Origin of the sequence: Rhodococcus ruber NBRC 15591, assembly GCF_001894945.1 — a bacterium.
In the GTDB taxonomy this organism is placed as follows: Bacteria; Actinomycetota; Actinomycetes; order Mycobacteriales; family Mycobacteriaceae; genus Rhodococcus; species Rhodococcus ruber.
Genome location: NZ_BCXE01000001.1, coordinates 322,726 through 335,672, shown reverse-complemented (window position 1 = coordinate 335,672; position 12,947 = coordinate 322,726). Strand labels below are relative to the sequence as shown.

General features: G+C 73.5%; 12 protein-coding genes. 3 read left to right on the top strand and 9 right to left on the bottom strand.

Annotated elements, in window-relative coordinates:
- Positions 1-165: 165 nt before the first annotated feature.
- From RR3_RS01545 to RR3_RS01510, 8 genes are all read right to left on the bottom strand, one after another.
- A complete protein-coding gene (locus tag RR3_RS01545; protein WP_010592366.1) occupies positions 166-1,089 on the bottom strand; it encodes a LysR substrate-binding domain-containing protein in 924 nt (307 codons plus the stop codon).
- 34 nt (positions 1,090-1,123) lie between these two features.
- Positions 1,124-2,098 carry a hypothetical protein gene (locus tag RR3_RS01540; protein ID WP_010592367.1) on the bottom strand — a complete coding sequence of 325 codons (975 nt, stop codon included), beginning with the start codon at positions 2,096-2,098 and terminating at the stop codon, positions 1,124-1,126.
- 12 nt (positions 2,099-2,110) lie between these two features.
- Positions 2,111-2,734, bottom strand: coding sequence for a hypothetical protein (locus tag RR3_RS01535; protein ID WP_010592368.1), 624 nt, complete (start codon positions 2,732-2,734; stop codon positions 2,111-2,113).
- Positions 2,731-4,386: an NERD domain-containing protein gene (locus tag RR3_RS01530; protein ID WP_017681884.1), complete on the bottom strand. Its 1,656-nt coding sequence runs from the start codon at positions 4,384-4,386 to the stop codon at positions 2,731-2,733. The genes RR3_RS01535 and RR3_RS01530 overlap by 4 nt, the downstream gene beginning before the upstream one ends.
- 4 nt (positions 4,387-4,390) lie before the next feature.
- Complete coding sequence (locus RR3_RS01525; protein ID WP_017681885.1) at positions 4,391-6,475, bottom strand: hypothetical protein; 2,085 nt, start codon at positions 6,473-6,475, stop codon at positions 4,391-4,393.
- A gap of 105 nt (positions 6,476-6,580) precedes the next feature.
- A complete protein-coding gene (locus tag RR3_RS01520) occupies positions 6,581-7,816 on the bottom strand; it encodes a type II toxin-antitoxin system HipA family toxin (protein WP_010592371.1) in 1,236 nt (411 codons plus the stop codon).
- Positions 7,817-7,821: 5 nt separating this feature from the next.
- Positions 7,822-8,064: a helix-turn-helix transcriptional regulator gene (locus tag RR3_RS01515; RefSeq protein WP_017681887.1), complete on the bottom strand. Its 243-nt coding sequence runs from the start codon at positions 8,062-8,064 to the stop codon at positions 7,822-7,824.
- A 169-nt stretch (positions 8,065-8,233) separates the two neighbouring features.
- The gene (locus RR3_RS01510) at positions 8,234-8,425 is read right to left on the bottom strand and encodes a hypothetical protein (protein WP_010592373.1); all 192 of its coding nucleotides are present in this window, start codon (positions 8,423-8,425) and stop codon (positions 8,234-8,236) included.
- Positions 8,426-8,743: 318 nt separating this feature from the next.
- Between RR3_RS01510 and RR3_RS01505 the strand changes: the two genes are divergently transcribed.
- Genes RR3_RS01505 through RR3_RS01495 form a run of 3 tightly spaced genes read left to right on the top strand, consistent with a single transcriptional unit; the run spans position 8,744 to position 11,894 of the window.
- Positions 8,744-9,970, top strand: a complete 1,227-nt coding sequence (locus tag RR3_RS01505; protein WP_017682394.1) for a CaiB/BaiF CoA transferase family protein — start codon at positions 8,744-8,746, stop codon at positions 9,968-9,970.
- A gap of 26 nt (positions 9,971-9,996) precedes the next feature.
- Positions 9,997-10,935: a hydroxymethylglutaryl-CoA lyase-like TIM-barrel protein gene (locus RR3_RS01500; protein ID WP_051059617.1), complete on the top strand. Its 939-nt coding sequence runs from the start codon at positions 9,997-9,999 to the stop codon at positions 10,933-10,935.
- The gene (locus RR3_RS01495; RefSeq protein ID WP_010592376.1) at positions 10,917-11,894 is read left to right on the top strand and encodes a glycerate kinase; all 978 of its coding nucleotides are present in this window, start codon (positions 10,917-10,919) and stop codon (positions 11,892-11,894) included. The genes RR3_RS01500 and RR3_RS01495 overlap by 19 nt, the downstream gene beginning before the upstream one ends.
- 24 nt (positions 11,895-11,918) lie before the next feature.
- Here RR3_RS01495 and RR3_RS01490 read toward each other — a convergent pair whose 3' ends face one another.
- On the bottom strand, positions 11,919-12,908 hold the full coding sequence (locus RR3_RS01490) for a hypothetical protein (protein WP_010592377.1): 990 nt from the start codon (positions 12,906-12,908) through the stop codon (positions 11,919-11,921).
- Positions 12,909-12,947: the final 39 nt, after the last annotated feature.

Below are 12,947 nucleotides of genomic sequence, written 5' to 3'. Positions count from 1 at the left end.
GTCGGCGCCGGGAAGAACACCCGGGCCGCGCGCTGCCGATCAGCGCGTCGGAACCCAGTATGTCCGCAGTCACAACCCCAGAAAAGAACAAGAATGTGTTGATGGTTATGAGTAAATGTGTGGTGTGTCTTTCGGGCGGCCCTGGCAGCCCAAAGGAGACACCGCCTACAACTGTGGCACCCGGACCGTGGCGAAGGAGATGAACTCGCGCACCACACGGCTCAGGATCACGTCGGGGCGCCACGCGATGACCAGCCGCACCGGATCGAGCGCCGGTACGTCGATCGGCAGCAACACGATCTTCAGGCCCCCGTAGGTGCGGTTGACCTGCGGCTGGTGCAGCATGATCGTCCAGCCCAGGCCCCGGCCGACGTACGCCCGCACGGTCTCGTAGTTCGCCGACCGGTACTCGATCCGGGGCGTGAACCCGGCCCGTGCGCACACCTGCAGCGCGTGGGTCGATGCCGGGGCCGCGTCGAGCAGCACCATCGGTTCGTCCCGCACCGCCGCCAGCTCCACCGGGCCGGGTGTCGCCGCCAGCCGATGGCCCGCCGCGACGACCAGGGCCGGGCGTCTCGTCATCAGCGTGGCGGTACGCCAGGTCGGCGGCAGCTCGAGGTCGTAGGTGATCACCGCGTCCAGCGCCCCGCCTTCGAGGCGCTCGGCCAGCTCGTCGGCCATCGCCTCCCGGAACTCGAGTGACACCCGCGGATGCAGGTCGGTGAACTCGGACAGCATCGGCGGCAGGATCGTCGGCCCGACCGTCGTGTAGCACCCGATGGCGAGACGGCCGGCGAGCTCGCCGCCCGAACCGAGCATCTCGTCCTCGATCTCGCTCGCCTGCTGCAGGAGCGTCCGCGCCCGGGCCAGGAGCGACTCCCCGGCCGGCGTGAGCTGCACGCCGTGGGCGCGGCGGCGCACGCACAGCTGCGTCGAGAGGGCCTTCTCGAGTTCGGTGACCGCCAGCGACACGGCCGACTGCGAGACCAGCAACCGTTCGGCCGCCGCGCTGATCGTGCCGGTCTCGGCGACGGCGACGAAGGCGACCAGTTGCCGCATCGTGAAGGCCGGCGCCCGATCGCTGCTCATGAATCGATCATATGGGCGGTCCGCCCCGGGGCCGTCAGGCGTCGGGAGCGGTCGTCAGCGGCACGTCGCCGTCCGGCCGCCGGCGGGGCTCGGCGACCCGGTGCAGCCCCCGGCCCAGCTTGCCGACCCCGGTGGTGCCCGCCCCGACCGCCCGGCCGCCCAGGGTGCGGGCGCTGTCGCCCAGCGTGCGGGCACTGTCACCCAGCGTGCGGGCACTCTCGCCGAGGGCACCGCCCGCGGCCCGGACCGGCTTGCCCAGCTCCACCAGGTTCTCGGCCACCGCCGGGTCCTCGGCCTCGAGAGCACGCTGCGCGGCGCTGCCGAACGCCGCGGCGACGTCGTCCAGGTCCGTGCGGAACCGGGCGATGTCCCGCTTCACCCGGGCGGACGACAGCCACCGCACCAGTTCGAACGGCGTGAGGCCCGCGTAGCTCGCGAGCCGCGCGCGGGCGCGCAGCAGCAGCGCGACGTCCCGCTCGACGCGCCCGGCCAGCGACGTGCCGATCGTCGCGCGTTCGTGCTCGAGCCGGTCCGGTTCGGTGGTACGCACCTGCTCGAGCCGCAGCCGCTGCCACAGGTTCAGCGAGTCCTCGACGAGCACGAGCAGCTGCAGCGTCTCCCCGAGCCGGTCGGTCGCCACGGCCTGCTGCAGGCAGGCCACCCGGTCCTGCGCGGGTGCGTCGACGGCGAGCCCGTCGAGCAGCCGTCCGGCGTGGGCGTGGAGCCGCTCGGCTCGATCGGCGAGGACGTCGCCGAGCCCGCGCACCGATTCCCAGTCTGCAGCGCGCAGCCGGCCGGTGCCGTCCAGGATCCCCGCCACCCGGGTCAGCGCGTTGTGATGGTCGACGGCGTCCCCACCGTCGGGGGCACCGACCAGCTCGAGGATCTCCGCGGAGAGCTCGTGCACCCGCGCGACGGCCGCCTCCACCGAGACGATCGCGGCCCGCAGGGCGCGGGCGACGGCGTCGTCGGCGGGACCCGGTTCCTCGAGGTGCACGTCGTCGGTCATGGCTCCATGGTGCTACGTGCGCGCGACGGACGCAGCAGGATCCTTCGCGGCGAGCAGGTGGCGGATGCCGTAGCCGGTGACGAGGGCGGTCACGAACGCCATCAGCAGGCCGCCGAGCACCCCGATCGCCGCGACGAGCCACCACGGCTGACCGGGTTGCCACAGCGGGGTGCACACCAGGAGGAACACGGTGAGGCCGGCCAGCCACGCGGCTGCGGTCCACACGATCCAGCGCCCGGCACGGGCGACGTGCCGGCGCAGCTCGAGCCACTGCGCGAATCCGATGGACGCCAGCAACGCCACGCCGAAGACGACTCCGAGCGCGATCGGGAGCGCCATCGGCCATGCGGACCACGTCTCGTGGAACGTCGAGGGCGACATCCCGAGCAGGTAGGCGCACGCCGCGGCGACGCCCGTGCCCAGCACCCAGCGCCGCACCGACATCGCCGGCAGCCGGCGTCGCAGCACCCGCGCCTGCGACCAGCCCAGCACCGACCCCTCGACGACACCGGCGGCCATCAGCGCCGGTAATGCCGCGGCACTGTCGAACAGCACGGCACCGACGACGGCGGGAACGAGGAATCCGGCGAACTCCCCCGCCGTCGCCGACACGGTCCAGTCCCGCAGCAGACTCATCGGCCGAGCCCCAGCCGGGCCGCCAGTTCCGGCCCGCCGACCTGCCGGACGAAGTCCGGGTCCCCGCACACCACCAGCTGGTCGCGGGCCCGGGACAGCCCGACGTACAGCCGCTCCCGGGAACGCTCCTGCGGCTGTGTCTCGTTCACCGCGAGCACCACCGCCCGGCGCTCGAGTCCCTTGAAGCCGAGGACGTGCCCGTAGAAGACCTGTTCGGTGTCCCAGAAGCTGTCCCAGTACGCCGCGTTGCCCTCGGCCTGCCGCGCCACCTGCTCCGGGTGCCGGCTGCCCGTCGCGAGCAGCGCGACGTCGCCGGGCCGCCAGCCCTCGTCGAGCAGGGCGTCGATCCGGTCGTCGGCCACGGCGAGCGCCTCGTCGCCGCGGCACGCGACGAACTGCACGTCGGGTCCCTCACCGCCGAGCAGCCGCATGCGCTGCCCGACGAGCGGACCGAAGGTCCCGGCGATCTGCCGGGTGTTGCGCAGGTTGTGGTCGAGCACCAGCGGGACCAGTGGCACCGGGGGCCGGCCCTCCCGGTCGAACACCCGCTGCGCTTCGTCGGTGAACACGTAGATCCCGCTGGTCTCCTCGTCGCGCAGGGCGGCCATGATCGGATCCCACCAGGCGTCGGCGAAGTCCTGCGCCTCGTCGACGACGACCGCGTCGAAGCGCTGTCCCTCCGGCAGGGACCGGGCCAGTTCCGTCATCTGGGCGGGCAGGTCGTGTTCCCAGAAGCGCACGGTGTCGGCGGTCCGCAGCGCCTCGTCGGGGCCTTCGGCCGCACCCCACAGCCGGCCGAGGGCGTGGAACTCGCCGACGTAGGCGGGCCGCTTCTTCCGGTTCCACGTCGCGGTGATCCGCTGCAGGTAGGACGCGAGACCGTGCGAATAGCAGATCAACGCGACGCGCTGGTGCTGCTCGGCGAGGCGCCGGGCCTGCTCGAGCGCGAGGAACGTCTTCCCCGTGCCGGCGCCGCCGCGCACCTCGACACGGGTCAGCAGGCGGGTCGCGTCGAGGATGACGGCCTGCTGCTCGGTGAGCCGGTCCGCGGCGTCCTCGTTGGCGACGGCGCGCGAGACCACGTCGCGCTGCGGCAGGCCCCGGCCCGCGAGGACCTCGGCGAACCGGTCGACGCCGTCGGCGGTGAGGGCCGGCCGGTCGAGCTCCTGCTTGTCGAGCACCGCCCGCAGTCGTTCGGCGATGCTGCCGAGGTCGTTGCGATCGATCACCTTCCACCGCGGACACTCGGGCAGGGCGAAGTCGGCGCGGATCTCGGTGTGGGGCAGGACGACGAAGTGGTCCCAGCGCAGCCGGCCCTGCGTCCAGCGAGGATCGGCCTCGACGTAGCGCCGCAACGCGTAGCAGGACTGGAGCACCTGCCGGACCGGATCGATCGACCGGTCCTTGCCCTGCCGGGCCTGCACCCACTGGAAGCCGTCGTGCCACACCTGACCACCCTTGACCTCGAGGCACACGATGCCGTGGCCCTCGAGCGCGACGACGAAGTCGATCTCGTGGTCCTTGAGGTGGTCGGTGACCCGCAGGCCCGCCGCGACGAGATCCCCGTCGCCGAGCTGCCGGACGAGTGCCTCCCAGACGAGGCGTTCGGCGTCGTTCGCCAGCAGTGGGCGCTCGGGTCTGCGGATCGGCATGCGCTCAGCTTGGCACGCGCACCCACGCCTGCTCGAGCAATGCGGTCACTTCGGCCTCGTGCCGGGCCCGGTAGGCACTGAGCACCCGGCGCGGGCGGGTCTCGTCGCCCAGACCGACGGCGGCCGCGAAGGCCGGCGCGACGCCCTCCTCCGGCACGATCTCCGGGGCCGAGTGGCCGATGAGGGCGAGTGCCTTGCGCAGCGGTTCGGCGTTGTCGGCGACGGTGCGCAGCGGGAGCACGTCGAACCGTCCGCCGGGGTGGAACTCGAGGAACATCTCGTTGCCCTCGTCCACTCCGAGATCCTCGAGGAACCGTCGCACGCTGCCGAGATGCGGGGACGCACCCGTCCAGCGCACGACCTGGGTGCCCAGCCGGGACGACAGGGCGACCTCGCGTCCCGGGGCGCAGCCGATGACGCCCGCGACCGCGGACGGCACCGGGAAATCGGCGCCGCGCAGGTGGTCCCGCGTGGCGGTGACCCGCAGCCGCCACACGTCGCCGAGGCGGTAGAGCCGGCGGGTGCGGTGCGGGGGCTTGACGCTCACGTGGGTGCGACGGCGCCGGCGCACCCGGCCGTCGACGATCTCGAAGTCGCCGCTGCCGGCGAAGATCCGGGCGCTGGTCGGCGACACCCCGAAGCGTTCGACCAGACGGTCGACGACACGGTCGAGGTCGGCGGAGCCGCCGTCGGCGTCGACGATCCGGGCGATGCGGCCGCGCACCGCGCCCGCCTCGTCGGTCTCCCATTCGGTGAGCGACCACCGGCCGTTCTCGGCGAGCGAGAACCGCTCGTCGGCGCCCATCGCGTCGATCACGGCGGCGGGACCGGCGGGGGTGCCCATGCGGTCGACGAGCTCCGCGGCCGTGAGCGGATCCCCGATCACCTCGAGCACCGCGGCGGCGTGATCGGCGAACGCGGACTGCCGGGTCAGAGCACGGCCCTCGAACATCGGGACGCCGCACCGGTGCAGCCACGCGGCGAATTCCGCGGCGGGCAGGTTCCACACGACGGCGACGGCTGCGGGTTCGACGACCCCGTTCGGGGATTCGAACTCGGCGAGCAGCGCGTGGGTGTGGCGCTCGGCTTCGGGGAGGCCCGGGACCGCGACCCACCCGTCGGCCACCTCGAAGCGATCGTCGAGGCGCGCGAGCGCCCGCCACAGCGGCACGTCGAGTCCCGGGACGGGCTGGGCCAGCTCCGGTCGCAACCCCAGGATCCGCTCGAGGGCGGCGACGGGGCGGACATCGACGCGCAGCGCCGCGAGCAGATCGCCGACGGCGGTGCCGAACGCGAAGGTCGACGGAGCGTCCGGGTCCGGTGGCTCGTCGCCGAGCACCCGGCGGCGGATCGCGTCACGCTCGGGTGCGGACAGCCCGGCGACGTACGCGGCGAGCTCGTCGAGGGCCCGCTGCGGCGCGGGCACCGGCAGGTCGCGGGCGGTCAGGGCGGCGATGCGCGCGGCGACCTGCTGGATCTCCTCGGGGGTGCCGTCCTCGAGTTCGACCCGCACCAGCGGCCGGTCCGGGTCGGCGCGCAGCGCGCGCCACCGTGCGAGCGCGACGAGGTCGTCGAGCAGCAGCGACAACGCGGGCGGGAGCGTGGGGGCGTCGGTCGCCACTCGCAGCGACGCCGGATCCCGCAGGATGGCGAGGACGAGGACGGCCTGCACGATCTGGTGCACGGTCTCCGGGCCCGCGCCGCGCACGGAGAACAACGCGGCGGGCGTGTAGCCGAGCAGACCGGCGGTGGTCGCGGCGCGGGGCAGCCGCGCGACGGTGGCGGCGGCCCGGGTGCCGAGACCGAGCGCGGCGACGGGGACGTCGACGGTGTCGGCGATGCCCGCGGAGAACACCAGATCGGGATGCTCGGTGACGTAGATGCGGGCCAGTTCCCCACAGATCGCCACGACGTCGGCGGAGGCGGCGGTCTCCGCCGGGGACCGGCGTTCCCACCAGCGCTCGTCGGGTGCGAGGGCGGCCAGTTGCGCGTTGCGGGCCGAGCCGTACCGGTCGAGCCACGGCATCAGGTCGATCCAGACGTACTCGCTGAGCATCCCGGGGGACAGTGCAGTCGACCACAGCGACACGACCCGGTGCTCCTCTTCGATGCGCGACTGGCGACCGCGGTCTCGTGCGGGACGCCCGCCGGGGACTCTACCGGCCGGCGGTCCGGCCGATGCACGACGACCGGATCAGCCGAGTTCGTCGGCGCGCCGGACCAGCATGTCCCGCAGCCGGGCCGTGTCCCGCTCACCGAACCCGATCTCGGGGAGACGGTCGAGGCCCCCGGCGATCCCGCGCCGGATCCCGTCGAGCATCCGGGTGACGGCGCGTTCGGGCACCCCGAGCCGGCCGCCGGACTCGACGAAGTGGCGGCGGGTGAGCTTGTTGCCCTTGCCGTACAGGTCGAGGGCCATCGGGTCGCGCCAACCGAGGTAGGGCTGGGTGCACAGGAGGTCGTAGGCCGGGGTGACGGCCCACAGCCCGGCCTCGGTGAGGCGGATCGAGAAGTTCTTCCCGTGCAGGTCGCCGTTGCCGACGGCGTACGAGTACGCCACCAGCCGCAGCAGTTCGAGGGTCGCGACGCGGGCCGATCCGCCGCCGCGCTCGCACGCGGCGGCCAGCGCCTCGACGACGCGTTCGGTCTTCAGCCGGTACTTGGCCGCCGGGTAGACACCGAGGACCTGGCAGGCGTCCTCCTGCGCGGTGCGGTGGACGGTGTGGCCGGGACCGATCCATCGGTCGAAGCGGGCGACGAGCAGTCCCGCGTTGCCCCTGCGGTCGTAGACCAGCTGGTGTCCGGCGACGGCGAGGCCGCAGGCGGTCGCGAGACCCATGAAGAAGTGCTCGTTCTCGACCAGGCGGGGGTAGCCGCGGGGCGGTGCGAGTTTGAGGATGGCGGGGCCCTGCACCGTCGCGACGGGGGCGGAGTACATCTGGGCCGACACCTTCGCCTGCACTCCCGGCAGGGAGGTCGGGTCGAGGACGACGGACTCGTGGCCGGAGATCCGGTCGAACAGCTCGTGCAGGTCCTCACGCCGGACGGCCTCCGGGTCCAGCAGGAGCGTCGACGTCGGGGGCCGGGCGCCGGCGGGGAGCACCCGCACATCGCCGATGGTGTCCGCGCCGACCGCCATGAGAATGGTGAGGTGGTCGTCTTCGGAGGTCTTGGTGGCGGCGACGGCGCCGCGGAGCCGGATGCCTTCGGGCAGCAGGCCGGCGAAGAACGGGGGCACGCTGCCGCCGCCGGCGCGGACCTCCTCCGCGGTCTTCGGCACCGTCCACGCGAGGGCGGGGGCGGCCGGATCGTCGAGGTAGTCCTGCGCGTACCGGAACACGACATCGTGGCCGTCCCGGGCGAGGTGCCCGGCCAGCCGGTCGCCCTTGTACACGTCGGCGCTGTCGACGGCGACGAGGCGTTCGACCACCCGGCTCACCCGGCCCGGTCGCCGCGCGTGGTGAGGGTCAGGTCGCAGCCCAGCGCGTCGGCGATGGCCACGACGAGATCGAGTTGCACGGTGGCGCGGCCGGACTCGAGCGACTGCACGCTCGAACGCGACACACCGGCGAGGTCGGCCAGTTCGGACTGGGTGAGGCCGAGCCGGTGCCGACGGTCGACGAAGTAGTCACCGAGACCGCCGCGTCCCGTGCGGGCGCGACGACGGGGCGTGGCCACGGCCTCTCCTCTCTGTGCTTGCGACGGCAGGCATTGATGCGAGTGTGCCCCCACTGCGCGCGATTGTCCAGGGTTGTGCCTGCCATGACAGGCTCAAGGAGGAGAGGGTGCGTCTGCCGACGCGCGTCCGCTGCTTCGGCCTGCCCTCGCAAGCCCAGCGTGCGGGCGGTCAGGGTGTGACGCGCTCCGGTTCGACCTCGAGCTGGGCCGCGGGCCGGAGCCGCAGCAGCACCAGACCCGCGACGGACGCCACGATCAGTGACCCGACGGCGCCGTGCACATGCAGCGCGTTGACGGCGACCCCGGCGCCGACCAGCCCCACCAGCAGCGCACACCACAGAACGACTTTCGCGACCACCATGACCCAAGCACCTTCCCGAGGCCCCCTGCCCGAGAGGAAGAATAGTGCGCCAGGTCACACGAGCGCGGGAGGGTCGCGGCGTGTCCACCACGGGGAACGCATCGCACCCGCTGCGGCGCAGCACAGGGCACACCGCTGCGGCGCAGCACAGGGCACACCGCTGCGGCGCAGCACAGGGCACACCGCTGCGGCGCAGCACAGGGCACACCGCTGCGGCGCAGCACAGGGCACACCGCTGCGGCGCAGCACAGGGCACACACCGCTGCGGCGCAGCACAGGGCACACCGCTGCGGCGCAGCACAGGGCACACTGTTGCCCATGAACTCGGAGGAGATCCTGCGCCCTCTCGAAGGCATCCGCGTCCTCGAACTCGGCAACTACATCGCCGCGCCCACCGCGGGCCGGCTGCTCGCCGACTTCGGCGCGGAGGTCATCAAGGTCGAACGGCCCCGCACCGGCGACGAACTGCGCAACTGGCGCCTGTACGCCGGGGACACGTCGATGCTGTACCGCACGGTGAACCGCAACAAGAAGTCCATCGTGGTGGACCTGCGCACCGAGGCGGGCCGGGCCGTGATCCTCGATCTGGTGCGTCACTGCGACGTGCTGCTCGAGAACTTCCGGCCCGGCACCCTGGAGAGGTGGGGAATGGGCCCCGAGGTGCTCGCGCAGATCAAACCGGACCTGGTGATCACCCGGATCTCCGCGTTCGGCCAGACCGGCCCGCTCGCGGAGCGTCCCGGATTCGCGGCCGTGGCCGAGGCCGTGGGCGGGTTCCGGGAACTCGTCGGGGACCCGGACCGGCCGCCGGTGCGGGTGGGGGTGTCGATCGGCGACTCCATCGCCGGGCTGTACGCGGCCTTCGGCTCGGTCACGGCGCTGCTGCAGCGGCAGCTGATCGGGTCGCTGCCGCCGGCGAACCGGGTCGTCGACGTCGCCCTGAACGAGTCGATGCTGTCGATGATGGAGTCGCTGATTCCCGACTACCTCGCCTACGGGGTCCGGCGGGAACGGGTGGGCGGCCGCATGGAGGGCATCGCCCCCTCCAACGCCTATCCCTGCTCGGACGGCACCTCCGTGATCATCGCCGGGAACGCGGACGCCATCTTCCAGCGCTACATGCGCACCATCGAGCGACCCGACCTCGCCGACGATCCCGACCTCGCCACCAACGCCGGTCGCTGGGCCCGCCGGGAGGAACTCGACGCCGCGATCGCCGACTGGACGCGGCGTCGGCCGCGCGACGAGGTGCTCGGGATCCTCGACGCCGCGGGGGTGCCGAGCGGGCCGATCTACACGGCGGCCGACATCGTCGACGACGAGCAGTACCGGGCGCGGAACATGATCCAGCACTTCGCCGTCGACGTCGGCGAGGACGAGCCGAAGCAGGTCGGGTTCCCGGGCATCGTCCCCGTGCTCGGCGGCCGGTCGCTGCCCATCCGCCACGTCGGACCGGATCTGGGCGAACACACCCGCGAGGTGCTCGGGGGTCTGCTCGGCCGGACCGAGGCCGAGATCGACGAGCTCCTGGAGGTGGTGTCGTGAGTGGCGGTGTGGTGCGCGGTGGTGTGATGAGCGGTGGTGTCGTGAGTGCCGGGGCACCGCAGCTGCGCGACGTGACCCTGCGCGACGGGCTGCAACTGACCGGCAAGGTGCTGCCCACCGAGCGGAAGGCGCAGATCGTCCGCGCCCTGCTGGCCGCCGGCGTGCCGCAGCTCGAGATCGGCTCGATGGCCCGGCCCGACCTGGTCCCGCCGATGGCCGGCACGGTCGAGCTGATCGGGATGCTCACCCCCGAGGAACTCGACCGCTGCTACATCTGGGTGGCCACGCCGCGGCACGTGGAGAAGGCGGCCGCCGCCGGCGCCCGGCACTTCCAGTACTGCCTGTCGGTGTCGGACGCCCACAACCGCGCCAACATCGGACGGGACACCGACGCGAGCCTCGCCGCGATGCCCGCCGCGGTGGAACACACCCGCGCCGCCGGCGGCACCATCCAGCTCTGCCTCGCCACTGCATTCACGTGCCCGTTCGACGGGCCCGTCGACCCCGACCGGGTGCTCGAGATCGCGTGCGACCCGCGCGCCGACGGCGCCGCCGACATCGTCCTCGCCGATACCCTCGGTCAGGCCGTGCCCGCGCAGGTCACGGCGCTGGTGTCCCGGGTACGTGCGGACTCCCCCGCCCGCCGCATCGTCTTCCACGGCCACGACACCTGGGGCCTGGGCGTCGCCAACAGCCTCGCCGCGATCGAGGCGGGCGCCGCGGTGGTGGACGGCTCGCTCGGCGGACTCGGTGGTTGCCCCTTCGCACCCGGCGCGAGCGGCAACACCGCGAGCGAGGACCTGCTCTTCGCCACCCGGCCCGCGTGGCTGACCCCGCCGGTGTTCGCCGACCTGGTCCGGCTGGGCGAGTCCGTCGTCACCGAGCTGGGCGAGCCGAACCGCGCCCGCGCCGCGCAGGGTGCCCGATCCGAGGCCGCGGCGTTCGAATGGGTGGTGCGGCGGTGAAGGTGCTGATCGCCCCGGACAGTTTCAAGGGCACGTACCGCGCCGCCGAGGTGGCCGACGCCGTGGCGGCGGGCGCGGAATCGGCCGGGCTCGAGACGATCCGGATGCCGGTCGCCGACGGCGGCGACGGCACCCTCGCGGTGCTCACCGGCCCGCTCGGTCTCGAGCTGATCGAGATCGACTCCGTCAATCCGTGGCGCGCCCCGTGTGCGGGTTCGTTCGGGCTCGGCGAGGACGGCACCGCGGTCGTCGAGCTCGCCACCTTCAGCGGAATCACCACACCGCACAAGGGCTTCCGCGATCCGATGACGGCGGACACCTACGGCACCGGGCTGGCGATGGCCGAGGCCGTGCGGCGCGGCGCCACGCACGTCGTCGTCGCGGCGGGAGGATCGGCCACGACCGACGGTGGGCTCGGTGCGATCGCCGCCGTCATGGACGCCGGCGGCCTGGGTACCGCCACCGTCACGGTACTGACGGACGTGACCACCCGCTACACCGACGCCGCGCGGGTGTTCGGCCCGCAGAAGGGCGCGGACGCGACAACCGTGGAACGGCTCACCCGCCGCCTCGAGGACGCGGCCGTGACGTTGCCGCGTGATCCGCGGGAGGTGGACGGGACCGGCGCGGCCGGGGGTTTCGCCGGCGGCATGTGGGCGCAGTTCGGCGCGGATCTGCGCTCGGGAGCCGACTTCGTGCTCGACGCGCTCGGGTTCGACACCGCACTCGCCGGCGCCGACCTCGTCGTCGTCGGCGAAGGACGCCTCGACGGGCAGTCCCGCTCGGGAAAGATCGTCTCGGCGATCCTCGCCCGGGTGCACGCGGCGCCGGTCGTGGCGGTGGTGGGATCCGTGGGCGACGACCTCGGTGACTACCGGGACCGGTTCGCGGAGATCATGATCGCCACCGATCTCGACGCCCTGCGCGCGGCCGGTGCCCGGCTCGCACGCCTCGGCTGACTCGGTCGCGACCGGGAAGGAACGTCATTCGCACGGCGGTGCGGTGACGGACGGCGGTGCGGTGACGGACGGCGACGTCGAGTCGGGGTGGGGGCCGGGATCCGGGTCGGACGCCCGCATCGACCAGCCCGCGGGCCGGACCTGCGGAGTGTCGCGCCCCGGGCACGGGACCGCGGTCGGCGCCCCGGTGTCCGGGCCGGGGCCGGCCGAGGGGGCGGGCACGAACCGGGCGGCGTCGGCCGGACGCGGCGGTTCGGACGGGCCGGCCCCACCGATGGCGACGGCCAGCCCGCCGCCGAGCAGGACGGCCAGCGCGACGACGACCGCCGCCAGCAGCGCGACCCGCCGTGACGACGGCGACGAGGGCGCCGGTAGCGGTTCGGTGCGTGCGGCCACGAGCGCGGCTCCGGTGGCCCGGTGCCACGGCCCGCCGTGCGGCGTCACGAACGGCACGCCGAGCGCCGCCGCGAGCGCACGGGCGGCGGCGACGTCGCCGGGGCGCAGGTCCGGGAACACCAGCGCCTCCGGTGCGACACCGGCGAGCGCCCCGGCCTCGCCGGCGGCCTCCGGTAGTGCGAGCGCGATCTGACCGAAGTCGTCCTCCGCCACGGCAACCGACGCGAGCACCGCACCCGAGCGGATGTCGGCGACCGACACGCGCACGGTCGCATCGTCGGGGCCGATCAGGACCACCGTCCGCACACCGTCGAGCTCCGGGGCCGCAGCGAGGAAGGCCAGCCGGGCTTCGTCGATCCCCACGGTCCGCACCTCGGTCGTCCCGGAGTCCGGGACGACCGTCGCGGGTGCCACCAGTCCGGCTCGGGTGAAGTGCACCTCCGCCCGCGCGGCACGCTCGGTCATCGCCGTGAACGCCCGGCTCACCGCCTCAGCTTCGGCACGGTCCCCCACGGGCCAGCGTTGCGTGTCGAACGGGCCGAGGACCGGAACGTCGGCGTCCACGAGCACCGCACAGACCTCACCGGCATCGATCGCGACGCCGAGCACCGCACGCATCACTGCCCTTTCGCCGACGGGACGAGGCTCGAGCCTAAC

What these genes read in the sequence shown, in the direction of transcription:
- RR3_RS01545 (WP_010592366.1), bottom strand. Translation starts at nt 1,089, where the DNA reads ATGAGCAGCGATCGGGCGCCGGCCTTCACGATGCGGCAACTGGTCGCC.
- RR3_RS01540 (WP_010592367.1), bottom strand. Translation starts at nt 2,098, where the DNA reads ATGACCGACGACGTGCACCTCGAGGAACCGGGTCCCGCCGACGACGCC.
- RR3_RS01535 (WP_010592368.1), bottom strand. Translation starts at nt 2,734, where the DNA reads ATGAGTCTGCTGCGGGACTGGACCGTGTCGGCGACGGCGGGGGAGTTC.
- RR3_RS01530 (WP_017681884.1), bottom strand. Translation starts at nt 4,386, where the DNA reads ATGCCGATCCGCAGACCCGAGCGCCCACTGCTGGCGAACGACGCCGAA.
- RR3_RS01510 (WP_010592373.1), bottom strand. Translation starts at nt 8,425, where the DNA reads ATGGTGGTCGCGAAAGTCGTTCTGTGGTGTGCGCTGCTGGTGGGGCTG.
- RR3_RS01505 (WP_017682394.1), top strand. Translation starts at nt 8,744, where the DNA reads ATGAACTCGGAGGAGATCCTGCGCCCTCTCGAAGGCATCCGCGTCCTC.
- RR3_RS01500 (WP_051059617.1), top strand. Translation starts at nt 9,997, where the DNA reads ATGAGCGGTGGTGTCGTGAGTGCCGGGGCACCGCAGCTGCGCGACGTG.
- RR3_RS01495 (WP_010592376.1), top strand. Translation starts at nt 10,917, where the DNA reads ATGGGTGGTGCGGCGGTGAAGGTGCTGATCGCCCCGGACAGTTTCAAG.
- RR3_RS01490 (WP_010592377.1), bottom strand. Translation starts at nt 12,908, where the DNA reads ATGCGTGCGGTGCTCGGCGTCGCGATCGATGCCGGTGAGGTCTGTGCG.